The sequence below is a fragment of the Inquilinus sp. OTU3971 genome (assembly GCF_038440215.1).
This window is the reverse complement of the sequence record NZ_JASATH010000038.1, coordinates 1-24,299: the sequence shown is the minus strand read 5'-3', so window position 1 is coordinate 24,299 and position 24,299 is coordinate 1. Positions and strand designations below refer to the sequence as shown.

Sequence of the window (24,299 nt, the reverse complement as noted above, 5' to 3'; positions counted from 1 at the left end):
ACTCGCTCCAGCGCACTCTCGGACAGGCTCTGACCGCCGCCAGCGTCCTCCGCCTCAGAAGGAATAGGCGTCCATCGCCAGCGCGCCCATGGTGACGCTGGCATGGAGCCGGCGGCCGGGCAGGTCGCCGGCCCCGAGGGCGACGAAGAACGGCAGGAAATGCTCGTCCGCCGGATGGTTCTTCACCGCCTCGGGCGCCAGGCGGCGGTAGTTCAGCAGATCCTCGGTGCGGCCCTCATCCACCGCCGCCGCCACCCAGTCTATGAACGCCCGGGCCCAGCCGGAGACCGGGGCGTCCGGGCCGCCGCGCCAGTCCAGCGCGCGCAGATTGTGGGTCAGCGACCCCGAGGCCAGAATCATCACCCCCTCGTCGCGCAGCCCGCGCAGCGCCTGGCCAACGGCATAGTGGTGCGCCGGGTCGCGGTGCGGCTGGATCGACAGGGTCGCGACCGGGATGTCGGCAGCCGGATACATCCGGCGCAGCGGCACCCAGGCGCCGTGGTCCAGGCCGCGCTTGTCGTCGATCTTGACCGGCAGGCCGGCCGCGGCGATCCGCTCGGCGGCGAGGCGCGCCAGGCCGGGCGCCCCGGTGGCCGGATAGCGGAGCTGGTACAGCGGCTCGGGGAAGCCGTGGAAATCGTGGATCGTCTCCGGCTGCTGCACCGCGCCAAGCGTCGGCACCTCGGTCTCGAAATGGGCAGAGGCCAGCAGGATCGCGTCAGGCCGAGGCAGCGATGGCCCGAGCGCGTCGAAGAACCGTCCCGCCGGCTCGTCCGACAGCGCCAGCATCGGCGAGCCGTGGGAGACGAAGAGCGCGGGCATCGTGGACATGATTGATCTCCAGGCGGGCATGCGGCACGGGACGGCCGGCCGCGACCTCCGCAACCCTCATATTGCGCCTCCCGACGATTTTGATAATCCAGCGTGACATCAAAAGATTGTTGATCCATTTTTGACAATCATGGATCGCCTGACCACGCTGGACCTGTTCGTGCGGATCGTCGATGCCGGCAGCTTCGCCGCGGGGGCGGAGCAGCTCGGCCTGTCGCGGGCACTGGCCAGCCGGGCGATCCTCGACCTCGAGACCCGGCTCGGCACCCGCCTGCTGAACCGCACCACCCGCCGGCTCAGCCTGACCGAGGCCGGCGCCGCCTTCTATCGCCGGGCCCAGCGCATCACCGCCGACGTCATCGAGGCCGAGGAGGAGGCGACCGCCCTGCACGCCCGGCCGCGCGGCCTGCTGCGGGTCAACGCGCCGATGAGCTTCGGCGTGCTGCATGTCGCCCCGGCCCTGGCCGCCTATCTCGAGCGCTATCCCGAGGTCTCGGTCGACCTGACCCTGAACGACCGGGTCGTCGACCTGCTGGAGGATGGGTACGACCTGGCGATCCGTATCGGCCGGCTGGCCGATTCCTCGCTGATCGCCCGCCGCCTCGCCCCCTGCCGCATCCTGCTCTGCGCCGCCCCGTCCTATCTCGCGGCCCACGGCACTCCGACCCATCCCTCCGATCTCGCCCGGCACCGCTGCATCGCCTATGCCTATGGCGGCGACCGGGGCGAATGGGTGCTGACCGGGCCGGAGGGCGAGGCGCGAATCCGCATCGGCGCCCGGCTGCAGATCAACAATGGCGACGCCATCCAGGCGGCGATCCGCGAGGGCTACGGCATCGCCCGGCAGCCGGATTTCATCGCCGCCCCCGACCTCGCCGCCGGCCGGATGGTCGAGATCCTGCCGGAGTGGCGGCTGCCGGAGATCGGCATCCACGCCGTCTACCCGCCGGCCCGCACCCTGTCGGCCAAGGTCCGCAGCTTCGTCGACTTCATGGCCGAGCGCTTCGCCCGCCCGTCCTGGAGCCTCGACAGCCGCGGTTGAAGCCGGCAGTCTCGCCGCATCCCGCCAGCGAGGCCTCCATGAGCAAGACCGCCGCCGACATCGTCGACTTCGCCGCCGCCCGGTCCGAGAATGCGACCTGGCGGCCGGACCCGGCCAAGGTGCTGGACGGCGATCCGCTGCAGACGGTGCGCAACTTCTACAGCGACCCGACGGGCCAGTTCTCGGCCGGGATCTGGGAAGGCGCGATCGGCGCCTGGCGCGTCGGCTACACCGAGGAAGAGTTCTGCCATCTGCTGTCCGGCACGGTGGAGCTGGCCGACGGCGCCGGAGCCGCCCGCCGCTTCGAGGCCGGGGCCAGCTTCGTCATCCCCGCCGGCTTCGAAGGCACCTGGCGGAACCTGACTCCGGCGCGCAAGCTGTACGTGATCTACGAGCGGAAGGGCTGACAGAATCCGCCTCGGCCAAGAGCTCGGCGTGCCCTCCGGCACGGTCCAGCACACAATAACGACATTTTTAGACGCTAGTTTCTGACGATTATTTTCTGCCGGACGGTAGAGGCGTTGATATTTTGGAGGCATTTGATGGTCGGAGCGCATTGCAGCGGCTTGGCTTTTGATTGTCGGCTCAGATCGGACGGCAGCCATCGACTTCCTGTCCTGGGCATCCTGATCGCGCTGCTGTTCCTGCTCCTCCCCGCCCGGGCCTGGGCGGTGGAATGGGGCAATTGGGAGAGCCTCGGCGGCACCATGCTGGAACACCCCTCCTGCGTGTCCTGGGGCGAGGACCGCATCGACTGCCTCGCCCGCAGCACCGACCAGGCGATGCATCAGCGCTGGTGGGACGGCCGCCAATGGTCCGACTGGGAGAGCCGGGGCGGCGCCATCACGCAGCAGCCCGACTGCGTTTCCTGGGGGCCGGGCCGCATCGACTGCTTCGCCCGCGGCACCGACCAGGCGATGTGGCATCAGGTCTGGGACGGCCGCCGCTGGGGCGGCTGGGAAAGCCTGGGCGGCACGATCCTGGAGCAGCCCGACTGCGTCTCCTGGGGTCTGAACCGCATCGACTGCTTCGCCCGCGGCGGCGACCGGGCGATGTATCACCGCTGGTGGGACGGCTCGAATTGGGGTGGCTGGGAAAACCTGGGCGGCATCATCCTGGAAGAGCCGGAATGCGTCGCCTGGGGCCCGAACCGCCTCGACTGCTTCGCCCGCGGCACCGACCGGGCAATGTACCATCGCTGGTGGGACGGCCGGCAGTGGGGCGGCTGGGAAGGCCTAGGCGGCACGATCCTGGAGCAGCCTGCCTGCATCGCCTGGGGGCCGAACCGCCTCGACTGCTTCGCCCGCGGCACCGACCAGGCGATGTGGCACCGCTGGTGGGACGGCCGCCAATGGGGCGGCTGGGAGAGCCGGGGCGGCGCCCTGCTGGACCCGCCCTCCTGCATCTCCCTGAAGCCGGACAGCATCGACTGCGTCGCCCGCCACACCGACCGGGCCCTGTGGCACCAGTCATGGGACGGCCGGCAATGGAGCGGCTGGGCCCGACTGGGCGGCACCGCCCTGGACCAGCCCGCCTGTGTCGCCTGGAGAGCGGACGCCTTCGACTGCTTCTTCCGCGGCGCCGACCAGGCGCTGTGGCATCGCCAGTGACGATCATGGGGCGGGCGGGTGGGCCCGCCCCTACTCCGCCAGCGGCTCGTAAAAGGCGGCGGCGAAGCCGGCGAGGTCGCGGGCCGGCACGTTGAAGGGCCGCTTCAGCCGAGCCCGGAAATAGCGCCGCACCAGCTCGTGATAGGTCGGGATCGGCGCCCTGCCCTGGCGGCCGCATTCCCATTCGAACCAGCGCCGGCCGGCGGCGACATGGCCGATCTCGTCGGTATAGATGCGATGCAGGATGCGGGCGCTGTCGGCGTCGCCGGCACGCTCCAGCCGCTCCACCGTCTCCGGTGTCACGTCGAGGCCGCGCGCCTCCAGCACCAGCGGCACCACCGAGAGCCGGCCGAGCAGATCCTCCGCCGTCTCCTCCGCCGCCTGCCACAGCCCGTCATGCGCCGGCAGGGCGCCGTAGGCGGAGCCGAGCTGGTTCAGCCGCACCGACAGCAGGCCGTGATGCGTCGCCTCCTCGTCGGCGACCTTGACCCAGTCGTCGAAGAAGCTCTCCGGCGTCTCCGCCGTGGCGAAGCGCGCGATCAGGTCCCAGCTCAGGTCGATCGCGTTCAGCTCGATATGGGCCAAAGCGTGCAGCAGGGCGATCCGCCCCGCCTCCCCGCCCAGCCGCCGCTTCGGCATGTCGCCCGGGCGCCGCAGCTCCGGCACCGCCGGCCGGGCCGGGCGCAGCGATGGGGGTCGCGTGCCCAGCACCGGGATCGCGCGCTGCCGCCAGGCCGCGGCGGCCTGGTGGCTCAGCTCGATCTTGCTGAGCGGGTCCGCCGTCTCCAGCACGGCGACGGCGAGGTCGGTCAGGGCGTCCATGGCTCCTCTTACACCAGGACGGCGCCGCCCTGGAATGCGGGTTGTCCAGGCCGATCGTCTCAGGATTGGGAGGGTCTCGGGATGCTCCCGCTGCGCAATGATGTTATCCTCGCGGCTGTCTGACGGCCTCGCGAGAGGATCGCGGACGCATCGTCATTGTCGAAGCCCGAGATTGTCCTGAGATCCTGTTGGCCCGATGCAGCTCCGCATCTGCCCCGCTCCCATGCCGCGGGCCTGACCTGAGCGCACGCGCCGGCATGTCCGGATGGTGCCGATGGCTGCCGCTCCTTGGCCGCGCCGCGACGGCAGGCGCGGTGCTGCTGGCCCTGGCCGGCCCCGGCCGGGCGCAGGATCAGGACAGCCCGGCGACGGTCCGGCAGGTCGTGATGGGGATCATCAGCTACACCCGCTGGCCGGTCGAGCCGCCGCAGCTCCGCCTCTGCGTCATCGGCCCGGCGGAATACGCCGACGATCTGCTGGCCGGCGCCACGCAGGCCTCCGGCCGGCCGGTCCGGGCGGTCCGGCTGGGGCCGGGCGGGTCGCCCGGCGCGGATTGCGACATCGTCTATCTCGGCCGGCTCGGCGACGCCGAGCGGCGGCAGATCTTCGCGCACCTGGCCGGCCACGCCGTGCTCAGCATCACCGAGCAGGACGACAGTTGCACGGTCGGCAGCATGTTCTGCCTGCAGGTCCGGGGCGCCGAGGTCTCGTTCCAGATCAACCTCGATTCCGTGGCCCGCAGCGGCGTCCGGGTGAATCCGAAGGTGCTGCAGCTCGGCCGGCGCAGGGAGACGCCGTCGTGAGCCGGCGGGATGACCCGCGGCCGCCGCTGCGGCGCGTGCTGCGGCGGGCGCAGCTCGGCGTCGCCCTGCTGGCGGTGACGCTGGCAGGCCTGACCCTGACCGTGGCCGGCTTCGCCGCCCTGCGCGCCTATGCCGGCAGCAACCTGCAGCTGATCGCGGCCTCGATGAGCTACACCGTGGAGGCCGCAGTGGTGTTCGAGGACCGCGCCGCCGCCGAGGAGGCGCTGGCCCTGATCGCCGCCGCCGAGGGCGGCGTGGCCGAGGCCAATGTCTTCAACGCCCGCGGCGCGCTGTTCGCCCATTGGCAACGCCCGGCCCAGCCGTCCCTGCTCGACCTCGAGCGCCGCCTGGCCGCCTTGGTCTTCGCCTCGCCGGTGCGGCAGCCGATCACCCATGACGGCGCGGAGATCGGGCGGATCGAGCTGCACGGCAGCGCCGGAAGGCTGCTGCGGTTCCTGGCGATCGGCGTCGCGGTGGTGCTGGTGTGCCTGGCCCTGAGCGCCCTGAGCGCGCTGCTGCTGTCGCGCTATCTGGTGGCCGGCATCGTCGGCCCGCTGCACACGCTGGCGACGGTGGCGCACCGGGTCCGCAGCGAGCGGACCTTCGACCGGCGCGTGCCGCCGGCGGGGATCGCCGAGCTGAACGAGCTGGCCGGCGACTTCAACGCCCTGCTCGGCGAGCTCGAATCCTGGCAGGCCGGGCTGCAGCGCGAGAACGAATCCCTGGCCCACCAGGCCAGCCACGACAGCCTGACCGGCCTGCCGAACCGCGCCGTGTTCGAGGCCCGGCTGGGCGTCGCGCTGCAGGAGGCCGAAGCGTTGCGCGGCCGGGTGGCGGTGCTGTTCCTGGACAGCGACAACTTCAAGCGGACCAACGACGATCTCGGCCATGCCGCCGGCGATGCGGTGCTGGCCGCCGTTGCCGCCCGGGTGCGGGACCGGCTGCGCCAGACCGATCTGGTGGCACGGCTGGGCGGCGACGAGTTCGCGGTGCTGCTGGCCCCGGTCGCCGAGATCGCCGATGCGCTGCAGGTCGCCGACGACATCCTGGCCAGCCTGCGGCAGCCGGTCCGGCTGCCGTCGGGCGGTGCCGTCACCGCTTCGGTCAGCATCGGCATCGCCGTGTTCCCCGACCATGCCTGGGACGGCGCGGCGCTGCTGCGCCAGGCCGATGCCGCCATGTATCTCGCCAAACGCCTGCGGCCCGGCGGCCGGCAGCTCGCTGCCGGGCCGGACCCATTCGAGCAACTGGGGACCCATCTTGCATCTCGTCACTAGGCGCACCGCCACCGGGCTGGCCCTTGCCGCCCTTCTCACCGCTCTGGCCGGCTGCCAGTCCGGGCTGACGCCGGCGCAGATCGCGCTGCTGAAACAGCAGGGCTTCGAGCTGACCGACAGCGGCTGGGAGTTCGGCATCTCGAGCAAGCTGCTGTTCGGCACCGACGAGGCGATGCTCGCCCCCGGCCAGCGCGAATCCATCGCCCAGCTGGCACGGGCCCTGCTGTCGGTCGGCATCCACCGGCTGCGGGTCGAGGGCCACACCGACGATTACGGCACGGCGGAGTACAACCAGCAGTTGTCCGAGCGCCGGGCCAAGGCCGTGGCCGAAGCCCTGGTCGCGGCCGGCATCCCCGCCCAGGACCTGCAGGTCGCCGGCATGGGCAAGAGCGCGCCGGTCGAGGACAACCGCTCGGCCGCCGGCCGCCGGGAGAACCGGCGCGTCGCGATCATCGTTTCGAATCAGCAATAATCCATGCCGGCGATAGTGTTGCAGAAATATTGCATTCGCCGAAAATCCCAGTAAGAGCGAACGCTTCGTCACCGCTCTTCCAGTCCCTGGAAGCCTGGCGTCGCGTCCGTCTGCTTCAATGTCGCCCCGGTGCCAGTCGAACGCGGCGAATCGATCTGTAATTCCAGGTGCGGGAGAGTGGATTCTTCTTTCTCGATGGGCCAGGCTGGCCGGCATCATTGGAAAGGCGTCTGGATGGTCACTCCGCTCGACAACCGCAGATGGCCGCAGGTCAAGCCGGTCCAGGCGACCACCAAGACGGACGACTTCCAGCGCAGCGTCGATCGGGCCGACAAGCGCCTCGACGGCGGCGTCATCATCCACAGCATCCAGAACGGCGAGTCGGCGCTCAAGGTCGGAGGCGACCACGGCTTCTCCCTGGCCGAGCTGACGCTGATGAACCCGAAGCTGGCGAAGAATCCCGGTTGGATCGAGCGTGGCGACACCCTGGTCCTGGTCGACAAGGCCCTGTTCAAGGAGGTCACCGACGCGATCGAGACCGTCGAGCAGGCCTCGCAGAACAAGGGCTCGCGGGTCGCCGCGGAGACGGCGGGCGAGCTGCGCCAGAAAGCGGAGCTGCAGCTGGCGCCCGGCTTCATCGAGGCCGGGCTGCCGGTCGCCTGGGACAAGGCCAAGCTGAAGGCGGCGCTGGATGCGCATGAGCAGCCGGTCGCCGGGCTGGGCAAGCGCCAGCCGGGCTTCACCGAGATCGCCTCCCGCGCCAAGCTGTCGGCCCAGTCCGATCTCGACACGGTGTTCGAGCCGCTGCGCGCCTCGATCGCCGCGGCGCGACACAGCGGCGACTGGAGCCAGGTGCAGGCCGATACCGAAACGCAGCTGGCGGCGCTGTCCAAAGGCAGCCCCGACCCCAAGGCGGCGATCGACGGCCTGGCCGACCTGCTGATCCAGGGCGGCCCGAAGCAGGGAACGAAGACCGATCCCGGCTATGAGACGGCGATCAAGAACGCGCAGACCCAGCTGCTGACCGAGGACCCGGCCAAGCCGATCCTCGACCTGGCAGCGAAGCACCAGAAGACGGTGGTCGGCAGCGACATCGCCAAGCCGGAATACAGCAGCGCCATCGCACCCGAGCTGACCAAGGCGGAGGAGGTCACCCGCGACCGGCCCGGCCACACCGTGTCGCCGGAATGGGCGGCGCAGATCCTGGGCAACCCGAAGGTCCGGTCGGCGCTGGACACGGTGATCCAGGACTATCCGGACGGGCCCGCCCAGCGCGGCGCCAAGACGATCGACACGCTGTCGGCGCTGTCCGATCGCGCCGGCCGGACCAAGGACGGCGAGGCCGTGGTCGACCGCTACGCCAGCCAGCTGGTGGCGATGGCCGAGAAGGCCGGGCGCAACGGCGCCACCATCTCGCCGGACTTCGTCCAGGAGTTCGGCAGCGCCTTCAAGGACAGCATCGCCGCCGGCCGCACGCCGGCGCTGGCCATCCGGGTCGCCTATCATCTCGAGAAGAACGGCCATGCCGACGCGGCCAGCACGCTGCTGGACCAGGCCGGCAAGGGGGTGAAGGAGCAGGTCAGCCGAGCCGGCGAGACCGGCAAGACCTTCAAATCCGACGTGCTGTACCCGAACCAGGTCGCCTCGGCCGGCAGCGACGACCAGCAGAAGCTGGCCGGGCTGCAGGGCCTGCTGGAGCAGCAGAAGCCGCTGGTCGACAAGCTGGACCAGGCCGGCGCCTCACTGGTGCTGACCCGCAGCGCCCTCGAGAACGCCCCCCGCGAGCTGCTGGACGGGCTGCCCGGCGGCGGCACCCTGGACGACGCCTACGACACGCTGGTGAAGGAGGCCGACAAGGACGGCAGCGACGTCAACCTGGCGGTGCGCCTCAGCCCGAAGGCCGCGGTCGAATGGGGCCGCATGGTGCAGCAGGACCAGCGCGAGCAGGTCAAGACCCTGCCCGACAAGGAGCTCGATCAGCTCCTGGCCAAGCTGGACAAGCTGCCGGCCGGCGATCCGGCGTCGGCGATCGCCGAGAAGCTGGGCAAGGGCGACGCGGCGCGGCGGGCGCTGCGGGCCGATCCCGACCTGACCCTGACTCTGATCCAGCAGCTCGGCACCGACGCCGAGAACGGCGCCGAGGTCCCGAAGCAGCCGACCGGCATGTTCATCGTCCGCAACGGCGACGACTTCATCCGGGCGCTGCAGGGCGCGCCGGCGACGCCGCTGACCTCGATCTTCTCCGCCATCGGCGGCGTCGAGTTCATCCGGCCGCAGGAGACGCTGGACGTGATCACCGGCGCGCCGACGCTCGACCCGAAAACCATCAACAACGCCTGGGGCTACTGGTTCGCCGGCAACGCCTGGAAGACCTGGAAGGTGGCGTTGGGCAAGCCGACCCCGATCATGGGACCGATCCTCGACAAGAGCCTGATGCCGCTGACCCTGGCGACGACCGCCGAGGCCCTGGTGCATGGCCGCCCGCTCGACGCCGTGTCCTGGCTGCCGGCGATCATCGGCAGCCTGAAATCGGTCGGCCCCAAGACCGGCGGCGCGCTGTGGCTGCTGACTGCGATCGCCGTGGTCGGCAAGTCGCAATACACCCGGGTCAAGGCCTCGAACCACTACGAGCCGATGCTGGGCGCCTGGCTGAAGTCGGCCTATCCCGACGTCGACAAGCCCGAGAGCCTGGCCAATTGCGACGAGGAGGGCCGGCCCTTCCTGGCGATGCTGCCGACGCTGGGCAAGCGGCTGGGCTTCAAGGAGAACGAGCTGCCGGAGCTGGTCGACTGGCTCTACGACCTGCCGGTGCGCAAGCGCGACTTCTTCATCGACAACGCCCTGCAGGTCGAGTCGAACGACAAGGGCGAATACCCGATGGGCACATACGACGCCAACGCCCGCAACGGCCCGAACATCCAGCGCTACCAGATCCACACCATCGAGGATGTGGTGCTGTTCGCCGAACAGTACGACTTCAAGCTGCCGAAGCCGCTGAGCGCCGCCGAGCCGGAGAAGAAGCCGGCGGAGAAGAGCCCCGCCCCTTCCGAGACCCGGCAGCCCTGGCAGCAGTTCGACTGGATCCGGCCGTCCGCGACGCCACGCGACTGACCTTGCTCAGGCCGTCCCGGTCATCACCGCGGCGAACTGCTCCATCGCCCAGTCGACCTGGTCGCGGGTGATCACCAAGGGCGGCGCGATGCGGATCGTGTCGCCATGGGTGTCCTTGGCCAGCACGCCGCGTTTCTGCAGCGCCTCGCAGTAGCGGCGGGCGCCGCCGGCCTCCGGGTGCAGCTCGACCGCCAGCATCAGGCCGCGGCCCCGCACCTCGCGGATCAGGTTGCTGCGCAGCCCGGCCAGCTGCGCCTGGAAATAGTCGCCCTGGCGCTCGGCGTTCTCGATCATGCCCTCCTCGACCAGCACCTTCAGCGCGGCCCGGGCGACCGCGCAGGCCAGCGGGTTGCCGCCGAAGGTGCTGCCGTGCTGGCCGGGCTTGAGCACGCCGAGCACCTCGGAGTTCGAGAGCACCGCCGAGACCGGGTAGAAGCCGCCGGACAGCGCCTTGCCGACCAGGGTGACGTCGGCCTCGATGCCCTCATGCGCCTCGGCCAGCAGCTTGCCGGTGCGGCCGAGCCCGGTCTGGATCTCGTCCAGGATCAGGGTGACGTTGTGCCGGGTGCACAGCGCGCGCACGGTCTTGAAATAGCCGGCCGGCGGGATCATCACCCCGGCCTCGCCCTGGATCGGCTCGACCAGGAAGGCGACGGTGTTCGGGGTGATCGCGGCCTCGAAGGCGGCCGCATCGCCGAAGGGCACGACCTTGAAGCCGGGCGCGAAGGGCCCGAAACCGCCGCGCGCATCCGGGTCGGTCGAGAAGCCGACGATGCCCAAAGTGCGGCCGTGGAAGTTGTTCTCGCAGACGATGATCTCGGCCTGGCCGTCGGGCACGCCCTTGACCTCGTAGCCCCACTTCCGGACCGCCTTGACCGCGGACTCCACCGCTTCAGCGCCGCTGTTCATCGGCAGCACCTTGTGTGAGCCGGTGAGCGCCGCGATCTCGTCGTAGAACAGCGCCAGCTGGTCGTTGCGGAAGGCGCGCGAGGTCAGGGTCAGCTTCTGCGCCTGCTCGATCATCGCCGCCAGGATCTTCGGGTGGCAATGGCCCTGGTTGACCGCGGAATAGGCCGACAGGCAGTCGAGATAGCGGTTGCCGTCGACATCCCAGACCCAGACGCCCTCGCCGCGCGACAGCACGACGTCGAGCGGCTTGTAGTTGTGCGCGCCGAGGCGGGCTTCGGTCTCGATGAGAGTGGTCGCCGATGTGGCCATGGTCCTGCTCCTGTTCCCGTCCTACAGCGCGCCCGAGGCGGCGCGCTCGACCGCCCCGACCCGCTCGATGATCTGCCGGCCGAACAGGCTGGAGACCAGGTCGACCAGCAGCAGGGCGCTCTTGCCGCGGTCGTCGAGGAAGGGGTTCAGCTCGACCACGTCGAGCGACCCGACCAGGCCGCTGTCGTACAGCATTTCCATGATCAGATGCGCCTCGCGGTAGGTCGCCCCGCCCGGCACGGTGGTGCCAACGCCGGGCGCGATCGACGGGTCGAGGAAGTCGACGTCGAGGCTGACATGCAGCACGCCGTTGAGGGCGGCGACCTTGTCGAGGATCCGGCGCATCAGCACCGAGACGCCGTATTCGTCGACCAGGCGCATGTCGAACACCTCGACGCCACGGCGGCGCAGCAGCGCCCGCTCCTCGCGGTCGATCGAGCGGGCGCCGAGGATGGTCAGGTTCTGCGGGTTCAACCGCTCGCGCGGCTCGGCCCCGAACACGTCGTCCAGCCCCGGCTCGCCGCACAGGAGGGCGGCCGACATGCCGTGCATATTGCCGGAGGGCGTGGTCGCCGGGGTGTTGAAGTCGGCATGGGCGTCGAGCCACAGCACGAACAGCTCGCGCCCGGCCTCGCGGCAATGGCGCAGCACACCGTTGACCGTGCCCATCGACAGGCTGTGGTCGCCGCCGAGGAAGATCGGCAGCACACCCTGCCCCATCAGGTCATAGGCGCGGTCGCTGAGCACCCGGGCCCAGCCCGCGATCTCCGGCAGGAAGCGCATCTGCGGCGTCTCGGCGACGGCGGGCAGCGGCCGGGCCGGGGCCAGGTCGCCCTGGTCCTCGACCTCGAAGCCGAGGCCCTGCAGGCTCGGCAGCAGGCCGGCGGTGCGCAGCCCGGCCGGGCCCATCACGGCGCCGCGATGCCCGGCCCCGACCTCGACCGGCGCGCCCACCAGGGCGATGCGCGAGGGGCGATCCTGTCCGCGATCGGTCTGCGTTCCGTCCATGTCCTGCCATCCCTGTCGGCGGGGGTGTGAGATCCGATTATCCGCCCGCGAGGGGGTGACATAAAGCCGGCATCTTGGCTATTTTGCTCAGTGGATCGAGCAAATTGGCAAGGTGTATTGATCAGAATGGACGATCTCGACCACAAGCTGCTGTCGCTGCTGCGGGCCGATGCCCGCACCCCGGTCTCGTCCCTGGCGCCGGCGCTCGGCGTCTCCCGCGCCACGGTGCGGGCGCGGATCGACCGGCTGGTCGACACCGGCGTGATCCAGGGCTTCACCATCGTGGTCAAGGCCGGCAGCCAGCCGAACCCGATCCGCGCCATCACCATGATCGAGGTCGAGGGCCAGGCCGCCGACCGGGTGATGCAGCGGCTGCGAGGCTTTCCGGAGGTGCGGGCGCTGCATTCGACCAATGGCCGCTGGGACATCTTGGCGGAGATCGAGACCGGGACGCTGGAGGCCTTCGACCAGACGCTGCGCCGGATCCGGCAGGTCCAGGGCATCTCGCAGACCGAGACCAGCCTGATGCTGTCCTCGATCCGCACACGGACCGAAGCCGCCTGACGCCGGCGGATTCGTCCTACATTTATCACGAAACATTTGTGCGCCGGCGGCGTTGAACAAGCCGACCCACTCGGCTAGGGATTGCAGCCGACCGATCCACCGCCTCGAGGAAGACGGACGATGAGAATCAGCCCGCGCGTGCAGAAGATCCTGTCGAACTATGACAGCGAAAACCCGGCGGTGAAGGCCAAGCTCGCGCAGCTCCTGATGAACGGCCGGCTCGGCGGCACCGGCAAGATGATCATCCTGCCGGTTGACCAGGGGATCGAGCACGGGCCGGCCCGCAGCTTCGCCGTCAACCCCGGTGGCTACGACCCGTTCTACCATCACCAGCTGGCGATCGATGCCGGGCTGAACGCCTATGCAGCGCCGCTCGGCCAGCTCGAGGTCTCGACTGGCAAGCTGTACGGCCAGGTGCCGACCATCCTGAAGCTGAACCACTCCAACAGCCTGTCGCGCCTGAAGGAAGACGCCGACCAGGCGATCTTCGGCTCGGTCGAGGACGCGCTGCGGCTGGGCTGCACCGCCATCGGCTTCACCATCTATCCCGGCTCGGACCAGGGGCTGGAGCAGATGGAGGAGATCGCCGAGTTGATCCGCGAGGCCAAGGCGGTCGGCCTGCCGACCGTGCTGTGGTCCTATCCGCGCGGCGGAAACATCACCAAGGACGGCGAGACCGCAATCGACGTGGTGGCCTATGCCGCGCATCTGGCCAGCCAGCTCGGCGCCCATGTCATCAAGGTCAAGCTGCCGAGCGACTTCATCGAGCAGAAGGAGGCGAAGAAGGAGTTCGACAGCGCCAAGATCGCGATCGGCACCCAGGCCGAGCGCGTCGCCGAGGTCATGCGCTCCTGCTTCGCCGGCCGCCGCATCGTCGTGTTCTCGGGCGGCGCGGCCAAGGACACCGCCTCGGTGCTGGACGACGCCCGCGCCATCCGCGATGGTGGCGGCAACGGCTCGATCATCGGCCGCAACTGCTTCCGCCGGCCGCGGGACGAGGCGCTCGAGCTGCTGGACACCCTGGTCCGCATCTTCCAGGGCAAGGAATAGACCCTGAACGACTCCCGCATCTACATCGCGATCCCGCCGGAGCTCGATCCGGCGGTGTTCGCGGCCGCCCTCGGCGCCGGCGACGTCGCCTGCGTCGAGATGGCGGTGCCCGCCGACCCGGCCGCGGCCAAGGCCGCGATCGAGCGGCTGCGCGGCATCGCCCAGGAGCGCGGCGTCGCCTTCCTGCTGCGCGACGACGCGGCGCTGGCGGCCCGGTCGGGCTGCGACGGCGTCGTGGTCGGCCCCGGCGGCTACGCCGCGGCGCGCAAGGCCGTCGGCGCCCAGGCGATCGTCGGCGTCACGGTCGGCACCAGCCGGCACGAGGCGATGGAGGCCGGCGAGGCCGGCGCCGATTTCATCGGCTTCGACGCCGAAGCCGAGATCGTGTCCTGGTGGACCGAGATGATGGAGGTGCCCTGCGTCGCCGCCGTCCCCGAGGCCGATTTCCGGCGCGTGGCGGCCGAGGGCTGGACCGACCCGCAGACGGCCGCCGCGGCGATCCGGGGCCCGGGCTGACGAGGCCCCTCACCCGGCCGGCCGCCGATAGGCTCCGACCAGCTCGCGCAGCTCCCTCATGTCACCGGCGGCGTAGATGTCGCGCAGCACGCCGGTCTCGTCCACTCGCGCCAACTCGGCGACGAAGGCGTCGTAGATCCGGATGCATTCGTCGCTGAGCCGGTGCAGATCGGCGTTCGCCCCGGGATAGATGCCGGGCCGCCGCGGCCAGGATCCGCTCCCGCTCCACCCCGCGCAGCACGCCCGCCAGGTTGACGAAGAACACGTCCCTGTCACCCTTGCTGTAGCGGTCCCAGACGACGGTTGGGGTGTCCGGCCCGACGTCGCTGGCCAAGCGCCACAGGTCGCAGGCATAGGACGACAGCAGGTCGAGGTGGAAGTCGATCACGCGCATCACAACGTCGCGGCGCGAATGCGCCTCGCTGCGCACCATCGCCGCAGCCTGCTGGCTCTGCTGCCGCACCGATTCCTGCATTTCCTGCACCTGCAAGGCCAGGGCGCGGGTGTTCAGCGCCAGCTCCGCCCCCTGCAGGAAATAGCCGACCACGAGCCAAATGAAGGCCAGCGGCGCGAACATCCCGGCCAGGAAGTCGCCGATGTCGTTGAGATGGGGCCCGTCCTCGGCGAAGCCGAAGCGCGCGAACACCCAGACGCCCATCGTCGCCCAAACCGCCGAGAGGCAGAGGCCGGCGATCAGGATGACCCGGCGCTGGCGCCGGAACCGCCGATCCAGATCGCCCGCCGGGCCGGCCATCGCCTTGGGGTTACTTCACCACCTTCAGCGGCCGGCCGGTGCGGCCACGGCGGACCGGGGCGGACTTGGCAGGGGCCGCGGCGGCGAAGACCTCGCGCATCCGGTCGAGGCGCAGCTTGACCTCGCCGGTCACCGGGCCGGCGGCGGAGGCCGCCGATTCGATCACGGCGAAGGCGCCGTCTCGGGTCTCGGCATCGTCCGGCAGCAGGCCCGGCAGGGCGGTCATCGCCTCCTCCGGCAGCCAGCGCAGGATCAGGTACTGCTCGCGCATCGCCGCCTTGAACTCGGCCAGCGAGGTCCAGTGCCCCGGCAGCCGGTCGGCATAGAACTGCCGCAGCGTGGCGAAACCGCGCTCGTCCACCGCCCGCATCGGCCAGATCACGTACAGGATGGCGCGCAGCACGGCGGCGTGGATGTCGCCCTCGGCGACCTTGCCGCGCAGCGCCTCACGCTCCTCCTCCGGCTCGTTCCGGCGCGGCGGCCGGCGGTCGGCCAGGGTGTCGTCGCCGATGCCGAGCATCGCCTGCAGCACCGGGTTGCCGTAGATCGCGTAGAAGCTGCTCTCGATCCAGCGGTCGCGCAGGTCGCGCCAGCCGTCCAGCGCGGTGACGATCTGGCTCGACACCAGGTCCTGGAATGCCAGGAACGGGTTGTCCGCTGCCGCCGGGCGGCGGTGCTCGCGCACCTGCTCGGCCGCCATCGCCAGCGGCAGCACCGCCGGGTTGCGGTTCGAGAACAACGAATACTGCAGCCGCAGCGGGTTCAGCCGCCGCCCCAGCTCCGCCGCCGGCTCGCTCGCCGTCGCCTGCACCCAGGGCCGCGCCACGGTGGTGTAGAGCGCGCGGTTGATCTCGGACACCCGCGCCGCGGTGGCGAAGGCCTTGTCCTCGTCGGCCGTGTTGATGCCGAGCGCGCGCAGGTCGTTGATGCTGCGCGCCTCGAACCGCACCACATGGTCGCCGCGGATCAGCGCGGCATTCGGGTCGTCGGCCTGCTTCTCGATGATCACCGCCTCGTAGAGGCCGGGCGCCAGCGTGTCGATCAGGTCGATGTTCTGGATGAACTCGTTGTGCTCCTTCGCCGCGACGCGGCCGGAGACGAAGATGCCGAGATGGCCGATGTCGTCATGGATGGCGTAGATGATGGTCTGGCCGTTGGCGACGATGTCGTCGGTCGAGTCGTACAGGTCGAGGATCCAGCCCAGCGCCTGCTGCGGCGGGGTGATGTTGTCGCCCTGCGAGCAGAACACCACGATCGGCGAGGTGATGTTGCGCAGGTCGATCTTTCGGCCGTCGGAGACCTCGAGCTGCCCGGCCACCAGCTTGTCGCCGACGAACAAGTCCTCGGTGATGGTCTCGATCTCGTTGGCGTTGAGCTGGACGTAGCCGCCCCACCACTTCTCGAAGCTGAGATAGCGCGCCACCTCGGTGTCGATCTTGCTGTACAGGTTGTACTGCTTGGACCACAGCGTGTTGGACGGGTTCAGGCTCTCGAAGTTCTGCACCAGATGGGCGCCGTCATAGCGGCCGTTGCCGAGGTCGGCACTGAATGCCGCCGGCCAGCCGCCGCCGGCGAGGCCGCCGAGATAGCGCATCGGGTTCTTGCCGCGCGGCCCGTCCCAGTAGGACAGCGGCGCGCCGGCCAGGATCATCGGCCCGACGATGCCGGGCTTGACCGCGGCCAGCATCGCCAGCGCCCAGCCGGCCTGGCAGTTGCCCATGACGCAGGGCTTGCCCTCGGCCTTCGGGTGGCGCTCGGCGACGATGCGCAGGAACTCGGCCTGCGCCCGGCCGATATCCTCCAGCGTCTGGCCGGCCACCGGCACCGGCAGGAAGCCGATGAAGTAGCAGGGATGGCCGGCGCGCAAGGCACGGCCGATCTGGCTTTCCGGCTTCATGCCGCCGATGCCCGGGCCGTGGCCGGCGCGCGGGTCGACGATGACGAAGGGGCGCTTGTCCGGGTCGACCGTCACGCCCTCGGGCGGCACGATCCGAACCAGCATGTAGTTGCAGGGCCGCTCCAGCGTGCGGCCGTCGAGGATCAGCTCGAACTCATAGGACAGCACATGCGGCGTCGGATCGGCCGCATGGGCGAGATACTGGTTGCCGCGCTGGCGCATCACATCCCAGAACAGCACGCTGCGCTGCGCCGCATCGACCCAGTATTCGACGGCAGACGCCCAAGGCTCAGCCCAGGCGGCGCTGAGCGCGGCGCTCTGGTCGGCAGTACCCGTCATGATCACCCGTCCTCTTCCTTCGGCTGCGGACGACTGCCCGCGGCAGGGGCTTTCTGCCCTCATGCTAAACCGCGAGGCCTGTGCCGTCGTTCCGCCTTTGGTCGGATGATATACCAGTTCTGTTCGTTTACATACGGTCCGGAATTTCGATTCCGAGCAAATCGAGCACCCGCTCCAGCTGCCGCAGGGTGAGCGCCGCCAGGCCGAGCCAGGAGGCGCGGCGCGCCGGGTCCGGCTCGCTCAGCACATGGCAGGCGTTGTAGAAGCGGCTGAACTCCTGGGCCAGGGCGTAGGCGAAGTCGCACAGTTCGTTCGGCGCCCGCTTGTCAGTGGCGCCGCGGATGGCGTCGGGCAGCTGCGCCAGCTGCAGCATCAGCGCCCGGTCGGCCTCGTTCGCGGCCGGCAGGATGGTGCCCGGCGCGATGCCCTCGGCCTCGGCCCGGCGCAGCATCGACTTGATGCGCACCGCCGCATATTGCAGGTACGGCCCGGTCTTGCCCTCGAAGCGCAGCATGCGGTCGAGGTCGAAGACGTAGTTCGAGATCCGGTGGTTCGACAGGTCGGCGAATTTCACCGCGGCGATGCCGACCCGGCGGGCGATCTCACGCCGCTCCTCCTCCGGATACTCCTTGGCCAGCCCCGCCTCCTCCAGCCGCGCCAGCGCGGTCTCGGTGGCGGTGCCGAGCAGGTCGTACAGCTTCATCACGCCGCCGGCGCGGGTCTTGAAGGGCTTGCCGTCCGGCCCGTTCATGGTGCCGAAGCCGAGATGCTCCAGCCCCGCCTTGCCGTTCAGCCCGGCCTTGCGGGCGGCGCGGAACACCTGCTCGAAATGCAGCGCCTGGCGCTGGTCGACGACATAGAGCATCAGATCCGGGTCGAGCGAACGCACCCGGTCGACGATGGTGGCGAGGTCGGTGGTGCCGTACATCACCGCGCCGTCCGACTTGACCAGGATCAGCGGCGGCATCTCGGTCTTGTCGCCCTCCGCGGCGACGCGGACGATGACGGCGCCGTCATCCACCTCGGACAGTCCCTTGGCCTTGAGATCCTCGACCATCGGCTCGATCAGGTCGTGGACCGCGGCCTCGCCCTTCCACAGGTCGAAATGCACGCCCAGCGCGTCGAATTCGCGCTGCATCCCGGCGACCGAGACGTCGAAGAAATGCTGCCACAGCGCGCGGTAGCCGGGCCGGCCGGCCTGCAGCTCCGCGGTCGCCCGGCGGCTCTCCTCCATCCGCGCCGAATCGGCCTTCGAGGCCTGGGCCGCGGCCGGATACAGGACCTCGAGGTCCTCCATCGTCACCGGGCTGTCCGCCGGATAGGGGCCGGTGAAGTCCGGGTCGAAATAGGGAAGCTGCGGCTGGCGGCGGGCGATCTCGCTGATCACCATGCCCATCGGCGTGCCCCAGTCGCCCATATGCACGTCGCCGATCGCCTCGTCGCCGGCGAACAGGAACAGCCGGCGCAGGCTGTCGCCGATGATCGACGCGCGCAGGTGGCCGACATGCATCGGCTTGGCGACGTTCGGCCCGCCATAGTCCAGCACCACCCGGCGCGGCGGATCGGTCCGCGGCACGCCGAGCCGCTCGTCCTGCGCCTGGGCGTCGGCATGGGTGGCGATGGCAACGTCGGTCAGCGACAGGTTGATGAAGCCGGGGCCGGCCAGCGACACGCGGTCGAAATCCGGGTCCGCCGCCAGCCGGTCGGCGATGCGCTGCGCGATCTCGCGCGGGTTGGCGCGGGCCTGCTTCGCCGCGGCGAGCGCGCCGTTGCACTGGAACTGGCCGAGATCCGGCCGGTTCGAGACGGCGACGAGGCCGAGTTCGGGCGGCAGCCCTTCCGCGGCGAAGGCGGCGGCGACGGTTTCGGTCAGCTTCGAGGCGAGCGAGGACATGCGGGCAGATCTTCCGGTTGCCCGCGGTTTTTAGGAGGCGGGCGCGTCCGAGGCAAGGCCGCCGGCGGTCAGGCGCCCCATGCTCTGGTTGATCCGCTGCATCAGTGCCGTCTTAACGGCGCCGACATCGGCGGTGGCCACGGGGGCCGTGACCGTCAGCTCGACCACCCCGGCGCCGGGCTTGGACAGGTCGACCAGCTTCGACACGGCGACCGCTGGCTCCACCCCCGGCGCCAGGCGCGGATCGGCCTTCAGCGCGGCGACGATGTCGCGGGCCAGGTCCTCGCCCGCCGGGCCGGCCGGCGCCGGAAAGCTCAGCTCCATCTTCGCCAGGCCGGGATAGGTCGAATTGTTGACGATGGCGGCGCCCCAGACCGAGCCGTTCGGCAGCAGGACCTGGACATTGGCCGGGGTCACCAGCTCGGTCATGAACAGCGACAGCGACCGGACGGTGCCGGCCTTGCCCGCGACCTCGACCGCGTCGCCGATCTTGAACGGCCGGAAGATCAGCAGCATGACGCCGGCCGCCAGGTTGGACAGGGTGCCCTGCAGCGCCAGGCCGATGGCCAGCGAGGCGGCGCCCAGCACCGCCACCAGGCTGGTGGTCTGGATGCCGAAGATCTGCAGCACGGCGATGACGACGACCGCGAGCACCAGGTAGCGCATCAGCGACGCCAGGAAATCGGCGATGGTCGGGTCGACATGGCGGCTGCGGCCGGCGAGGCGCAGCAGCCAGCGCTCGATGAAGCGCGCCAGCCACCAGCCCAGGCCCAGCAGCACGAAGGCGTAGAGCGCGTTGAGGCCGTAGAAGGCGAACAGCGCCCACAGATTGTCGAAATTGATCATCGGCGGTCCGGATGCGGTGTCGGCGAAGACCGCCTGCGGCGGGCGGCGTCACTTCGCTAACACGCCGCGGCGGGGATCGATCCCGAACCGTCGGCGGCAGGCCGGATCGTCACGCCCTGCGGGGCTCGCGATGACGGTGGGGGTTTGGCGAGGCTGAAGGTATGGAGCGGGCACGCGGCCCGCGCCGTGGGCTTGGCGCTGCCGGCCCGCGGCGCCCAGGTCACTTGTGGATGGGGGTGGTCAGCACCGTCTCGTTTGTGTCGACGATGAAGACGGCGAGCAGCTTGGCGGGCTCGGTCGTGCTGGCATTGGCACTGACGGCGTGGCGGTCGCCCGGCATCTCGGAGAAGTTCTCCCCGGCCTTGTAGGTGACCACCGGCCCGTCATTGACCTGGCTGCGGATCGCCCCCTGCAGCACGGTGGCATAGATGAAGGCGTAACTGGGATGGGTGTGCGCGGGCGAGGAGCCGCCGGGCGCGTACTCCACCAGCCCGCCGCGGATGCTCTTGCCGGGGACGTTCGGCAGGGCCTGCTCGTAGACCAGGGTCACCTTGGCCGCGTTGTCGTCGGCCGAGGCCGCGCCGGCGCAGAGGATCGCGACGGCCAGTGCGGCGAGAAAGCGCTTCATGATCGTGCCGTTCGGATCGACAGCGCCGGCACCCGGCCCGGACGGCCGGTTGGGCAGCGCCTCATCCCCAAGACGAGACGGCACGGGACGATGTGACGAGGCCGATGCTTTTTGCAGCAGCCGGGACTCACCCTGCCATGGATCGGGCCGGCAGCAGCGTGTCGAAGCGGGCGGCCGTCCGCTCGTGCCATCGGTGAAGCGGAGCCCAATCTTCAGGATGGCGGAGATCCCACCATTCGAGCCTGGCGGACCCGAAGCCTTCGCCCTGCTCGACGCCGCAGCCGGTGCCGTCGAGCCCCAGGATCCTCATCGTCGGAAACGGCGCGAGCCTGATCGCAGCCAGTTCGGCCAGCACCTCTGCAATCTCGGCCTGTCGCAAGACCGTCTCGCTGCCGTAAGTGGCGGGCTCTAGGTCCTGTCGGCGCTGATCCCAGACCACGCGGCGGAGAAACAGGCCCGAGCGGGCCTCGATCACCACCCAGGAGCAATACGGCTCGAAGGACGGGTAGCGCCACAAACGCAGCAGCCGGCGGGCGTCCCGGTGCTGCACCAGGCCGGGATAGGTCTCCGGATGGTCGAGCAATGCATGAGCTTGGTCCGACGGAGACGCAGCGGCATCCCTCATGGCCGACCTCCATCCCTCAGATCAGCCGCAGCGTCGAGTTGGTGATCGGGTAGCGGCGGTCGCGGCCGAAGTTGCGGCGGGTCAGCTTCACGCCCGGCGGAGCCTGGCGGCGCTTGTATTCGGCGCGGTCGAGCAGGCGCCAGACCCGCGCCACCGTGGCCCGGTCGTGGCCGCGGGCGACGATCTCGTCGACGCTGCGCTCCTCCTCCACCAGGCAGTTCAAGATGTCGTCCAGCGTGTCATAGGGCGGCAGGCTGTCCTGGTCGGTCTGGTTCGGCTTCAGCTCGGCGGTCGGCGCCTTGGTGATGATCCGCTCCGGGATCACCCGTCCGACCGGGCCCATGGCGCCCTCGGGATGGATCTGGTTGCGCCAGCGCGACAGCTCGTAGACCGTGGTCTTGTAGACGTCCTTCAGCACCGAATAGCCGCCGCACATGTCGCCGTACAGCGTGGCGTAACCCACGGACATCTCGGATTTGTTGCCGGTGGTCAGCACCATCTTGCCGAACTTGTTCGACAGCGCCATCAGGGTGACGCCGCGGGCGCGGGACTGGAGGTTCTCCTCGGTGATGTCGGGGGTCGTGCCCTCGAACAGCGGCGCCAGCATGATGCCGAAGGCCTGCATCGCCGGCTCGATCGAGATGCTGTCGAGACGGACGCCGAGCGCCTGGGCGCAGGCCTCGGCATCCTCCAGGCTGTCGCGGCTGGTGTAGGGCGAGGGCAGCATCACGCAATGGACCCGGTCGGCGCCCAGTGCGTCGACCGCCACCGCGGCCGAGATCGCGGAATCGATGCCGCCAGAAAGCCCAATCAGAACACCGGGAAAGCCGTTCTTGTTCACGTAATCCCTGAGGCCGAGCATCATCGCGCCGTAGATCGCCTCGACGCCGTCGGGCGGGGCGATGCGCTCGCCCTCGACGCAGTCCCAGCCATCCTCGCCGCGGACCCATTCGGTGATGGCGACATGCTCGCGGAAGGAGGGCAGTTGGCGGCGCAGCGCCCCGTTCCGGCCAATGACGAAGGAGGCGCCGTCGAACACCAGCTCGTCCTGGCCGCCGACCTGGTTGAGATAGGCCAGGGCCAGGCCGCTCTCGGTCACCCGGTTCAAGACGATCTGCAGCCGCTGATCGGCCTTGCCGGCCTCGTAGGGGCTGCCGTTCGGCACCAGCAACAGCTCGGCGCCGGTCTCCTGCAGGCACTCGACCACGTCGGGGGTCCAGATGTCCTCGCAGATCGGCACGCCGAGGCGCACCCCGCGGAACGGGATCGGCCCCGGCATCGGGCCGGGGGCAAAGACCCGCTTCTCGTCGAACACGCCGTAATTCGGCAGGTCGTGCTTGAACCGCGACGCCGCGACCTTGCCGCCGTCGAGCAGCAGCACGGCGTTGTGGAGGCGGCCGTTGTCGCGCCAGGGCGTGCCGATCAGCAGCGCCGGGCCCTCGGTGGTCTCGGCCGCGAGCTCGCGCACCCCCTCCTCCACCGCGTCGAGGAAGAACGGCTTCAGCACCAGGTCCTCCGGCGGGTAGCCGCTGACCGCCAGCTCGCTGGCCAGCATGAGATCGGCGCCGGCGGCGCGCGCCTCATCGCGGGCCCGGCGCAGCTTGTCGATGTTGCCGCGCACGTCGCCGAGCGTCGGGTTCAGTTGGGCGAGGGCGATGACGAGACGATCGGTCATGACGGGGTCCACGGATGACGGTCGGGGCACCCTAGCAGCCGTCCACGCCGGCTTGAAGGTGCTGCCTCAAAATTAATTCTCAATTTGAGAAAATCAAGCGGGCTGTTGCCGACGCTTCATCCACCCTGGCCGCGGAGCTTCGCCTCGGCGGCGTCGATGAACCAGTCGATGACAGCGATGCGTTTCCGCGACGGTTCATAGCCGAAATAGATCTCCTGCGGGTCGGCGACGACGAAGCTGCCATCCTCCTTCACCAGGAACTGGAGATCCTTGATGTCAATCTTCCGCGCCAGCATCGTCGCCTTGATCCGCTGCAGGCTGGAAAGGCTGTTCTCGTTCAGGCGGGAGGTGTCGACGACCTCGTCGCCGCCGGGACGGTTCATCATGTCCTTGCTGTTGGCGACATAGCGGTCGAACAGCAGCGCGGGACGGCCGCCCACCTGGACCAGCCCGAGCGGCTGCGCGACCGGGAGCCCCTCCTCCGCCAGCCGCTTGAGCATCTCGATCTCCTTGTAGCCGGGAACGGGATCCCCGTCCCGGAGAAGGACGATTGCCTTGTCGCCGAAGGAGAAGGCGGTCTTGGACAGGCCGGCCCCGAGCCGCGGCCCGAGATGGTCCTCGATCGAGTCGATCCGGTGCCGGGTGCCGTCCGGCTCGACCCGGTAGAGCATCCGCCCCTCCACTTCGACCGACCAATCCTGCGCCGACTTGCCGGGCCGGAGCGCCGTCCAGCCGCCGGCCTCGCGCTGCAGATAGACCGGAGCCTGGGCGGTGTCGGCGAGGCTCTGGGCAAAGCGCCGGTTCTCGGCCGCGGCGTCGGACATGGGAAGGACGATCGGCTCGTTCCGACGCCCGTCATTGTCCATCCGGATCACCTGCTCCTGCGGCGACACGGTCGAGCCGTCCGCGAGCACGCCTTCGCCGTTCCGGTTCACGCGCTGGATCTGGACGAAGTGGAGATCGGAGATGCCGACATTCAACTCCTCGGCCGCCTTGGTCTTCCAGGTCGGCCGCTGCGGCAGCGGTGGCGTCGGGTTGAGCGGAACCTGAGGCCCGTCGGCCGGACCGGTGCTCGCTTCGGCGCCGTCTGTGCCTTCCACCCGCAGCCGGTCGGCCGCCGATGCCCGGCCGGACCGGCCGACCGCCAGGGTCAGACCGCCCCAGAGGGCGATGCCGAGGCCCATCTCCAGGCGCTGGCCGGGGGAGAGGTCGTCCCAATCCGTGGCCAGGGTGTAGCCGGAGTTGGGGGGGGGGGGGGGGGGGGGGGGCCCCCCCCCGGGGGGGGGGGGGGGGGGGGGGGGGGGGGGGGGGGGGGGG

Annotated in this window: 22 protein-coding genes; 10 read left to right on the top strand and 12 right to left on the bottom strand. The window is 70.0% G+C overall.

Going from position 1 to position 24,299, the window contains the following annotated elements; genetic code table 11:
• Positions 1-54 precede the first annotated feature (54 nt).
• Positions 55-831 (bottom strand): dioxygenase family protein, encoded by a 777-nt coding sequence (locus AAHM41_RS12285; RefSeq protein WP_342236828.1) that lies wholly within the window; start codon positions 829-831, stop codon positions 55-57.
• Positions 832-961: 130 nt separating this feature from the next.
• Between AAHM41_RS12285 and AAHM41_RS12280 the strand changes: the two genes are divergently transcribed.
• The 3 genes from AAHM41_RS12280 to AAHM41_RS12270 all read left to right on the top strand — a co-directional run bounded on the left by AAHM41_RS12280 (position 962) and on the right by AAHM41_RS12270 (position 3,483).
• Positions 962-1,873 carry a LysR family transcriptional regulator gene (locus AAHM41_RS12280; RefSeq protein WP_342236827.1) on the top strand — a complete coding sequence of 304 codons (912 nt, stop codon included), beginning with the start codon at positions 962-964 and terminating at the stop codon, positions 1,871-1,873.
• Between the two features lie 38 nt (positions 1,874-1,911).
• On the top strand, positions 1,912-2,280 hold the full coding sequence (locus AAHM41_RS12275) for a cupin domain-containing protein (protein ID WP_342236826.1): 369 nt from the start codon (positions 1,912-1,914) through the stop codon (positions 2,278-2,280).
• Between the two features lie 135 nt (positions 2,281-2,415).
• Positions 2,416-3,483, top strand: a complete 1,068-nt coding sequence (locus AAHM41_RS12270) for a hypothetical protein (protein ID WP_342236825.1) — start codon at positions 2,416-2,418, stop codon at positions 3,481-3,483.
• 30 nt (positions 3,484-3,513) lie between these two features.
• Here AAHM41_RS12270 and AAHM41_RS12265 read toward each other — a convergent pair whose 3' ends face one another.
• Entirely contained in the window at positions 3,514-4,305 is a 792-nt protein-coding gene (locus AAHM41_RS12265) for a ferritin-like domain-containing protein (protein WP_342236824.1), read from the bottom strand.
• A gap of 257 nt (positions 4,306-4,562) precedes the next feature.
• Between AAHM41_RS12265 and AAHM41_RS12260 the strand changes: the two genes are divergently transcribed.
• From AAHM41_RS12260 to AAHM41_RS12245, 4 genes are all read left to right on the top strand, one after another.
• Positions 4,563-5,108, top strand: a complete 546-nt coding sequence (locus AAHM41_RS12260) for a YfiR family protein (protein ID WP_342236823.1) — start codon at positions 4,563-4,565, stop codon at positions 5,106-5,108.
• Positions 5,105-6,385 carry a diguanylate cyclase domain-containing protein gene (locus AAHM41_RS12255; protein ID WP_342236822.1) on the top strand — a complete coding sequence of 427 codons (1,281 nt, stop codon included), beginning with the start codon at positions 5,105-5,107 and terminating at the stop codon, positions 6,383-6,385. The genes AAHM41_RS12260 and AAHM41_RS12255 overlap by 4 nt, the downstream gene beginning before the upstream one ends.
• Entirely contained in the window at positions 6,369-6,857 is a 489-nt protein-coding gene (locus AAHM41_RS12250) for an OmpA family protein (protein ID WP_342236821.1), read from the top strand. The genes AAHM41_RS12255 and AAHM41_RS12250 overlap by 17 nt, the downstream gene beginning before the upstream one ends.
• A 234-nt stretch (positions 6,858-7,091) precedes the next feature.
• On the top strand, positions 7,092-9,968 hold the full coding sequence (locus AAHM41_RS12245) for a hypothetical protein (RefSeq protein ID WP_342236820.1): 2,877 nt from the start codon (positions 7,092-7,094) through the stop codon (positions 9,966-9,968).
• A 6-nt stretch (positions 9,969-9,974) separates the two neighbouring features.
• On the opposite strand, the gene rocD is transcribed toward AAHM41_RS12245, so the two are convergent.
• Together rocD and rocF are read right to left on the bottom strand one after the other, a co-directional pair.
• Positions 9,975-11,186: an ornithine--oxo-acid transaminase gene (gene rocD / locus AAHM41_RS12240; protein WP_342236819.1), complete on the bottom strand. Its 1,212-nt coding sequence runs from the start codon at positions 11,184-11,186 to the stop codon at positions 9,975-9,977.
• 21 nt (positions 11,187-11,207) lie between these two features.
• Positions 11,208-12,194, bottom strand: a complete 987-nt coding sequence (rocF, locus tag AAHM41_RS12235) for an arginase (RefSeq protein WP_342236818.1) — start codon at positions 12,192-12,194, stop codon at positions 11,208-11,210.
• Between the two features lie 126 nt (positions 12,195-12,320).
• Between rocF and AAHM41_RS12230 the strand changes: the two genes are divergently transcribed.
• From AAHM41_RS12230 to AAHM41_RS12220, 3 genes are all read left to right on the top strand, one after another.
• On the top strand, positions 12,321-12,758 hold the full coding sequence (locus AAHM41_RS12230) for an Lrp/AsnC family transcriptional regulator (RefSeq protein ID WP_342236817.1): 438 nt from the start codon (positions 12,321-12,323) through the stop codon (positions 12,756-12,758).
• Positions 12,759-12,878: 120 nt separating this feature from the next.
• Positions 12,879-13,808 carry a class I fructose-bisphosphate aldolase gene (locus AAHM41_RS12225; protein WP_342236816.1) on the top strand — a complete coding sequence of 310 codons (930 nt, stop codon included), beginning with the start codon at positions 12,879-12,881 and terminating at the stop codon, positions 13,806-13,808.
• Positions 13,809-13,862: 54 nt separating this feature from the next.
• Positions 13,863-14,324 (top strand): thiamine phosphate synthase, encoded by a 462-nt coding sequence (locus AAHM41_RS12220; RefSeq protein ID WP_342236815.1) that lies wholly within the window; start codon positions 13,863-13,865, stop codon positions 14,322-14,324.
• 61 nt (positions 14,325-14,385) lie between these two features.
• Here the strand turns inward: AAHM41_RS12220 and AAHM41_RS12215 are convergent, their stop codons facing one another.
• The 8 genes from AAHM41_RS12215 to AAHM41_RS12180 form a co-directional block, all read right to left on the bottom strand.
• Positions 14,386-15,078, bottom strand: coding sequence for a hypothetical protein (locus tag AAHM41_RS12215; protein WP_342236814.1), 693 nt, complete (start codon positions 15,076-15,078; stop codon positions 14,386-14,388).
• A gap of 10 nt (positions 15,079-15,088) precedes the next feature.
• Positions 15,089-17,314 (bottom strand): DUF3141 domain-containing protein, encoded by a 2,226-nt coding sequence (locus AAHM41_RS12210; RefSeq protein WP_342236813.1) that lies wholly within the window; start codon positions 17,312-17,314, stop codon positions 15,089-15,091.
• 127 nt (positions 17,315-17,441) lie between these two features.
• A complete protein-coding gene (gene argS, locus AAHM41_RS12205) occupies positions 17,442-19,208 on the bottom strand; it encodes an arginine--tRNA ligase (RefSeq protein ID WP_342236812.1) in 1,767 nt (588 codons plus the stop codon).
• Between the two features lie 30 nt (positions 19,209-19,238).
• Positions 19,239-20,054, bottom strand: a complete 816-nt coding sequence (locus AAHM41_RS12200; protein ID WP_342236811.1) for a mechanosensitive ion channel family protein — start codon at positions 20,052-20,054, stop codon at positions 19,239-19,241.
• Positions 20,055-20,274: 220 nt separating this feature from the next.
• On the bottom strand, positions 20,275-20,682 hold the full coding sequence (locus tag AAHM41_RS12195; protein ID WP_342236810.1) for a cupin domain-containing protein: 408 nt from the start codon (positions 20,680-20,682) through the stop codon (positions 20,275-20,277).
• Positions 20,683-20,809: 127 nt separating this feature from the next.
• A complete protein-coding gene (locus tag AAHM41_RS12190) occupies positions 20,810-21,307 on the bottom strand; it encodes a hypothetical protein (RefSeq protein ID WP_342236809.1) in 498 nt (165 codons plus the stop codon).
• Positions 21,308-21,323: 16 nt separating this feature from the next.
• Entirely contained in the window at positions 21,324-22,982 is a 1,659-nt protein-coding gene (locus AAHM41_RS12185; RefSeq protein WP_342236808.1) for an NAD+ synthase, read from the bottom strand.
• Between the two features lie 116 nt (positions 22,983-23,098).
• Positions 23,099-24,299, bottom strand: a 1,201-nt coding sequence (locus AAHM41_RS12180) for a hypothetical protein (protein ID WP_342236807.1), incomplete at its 5' end; no start/stop codon positions are given.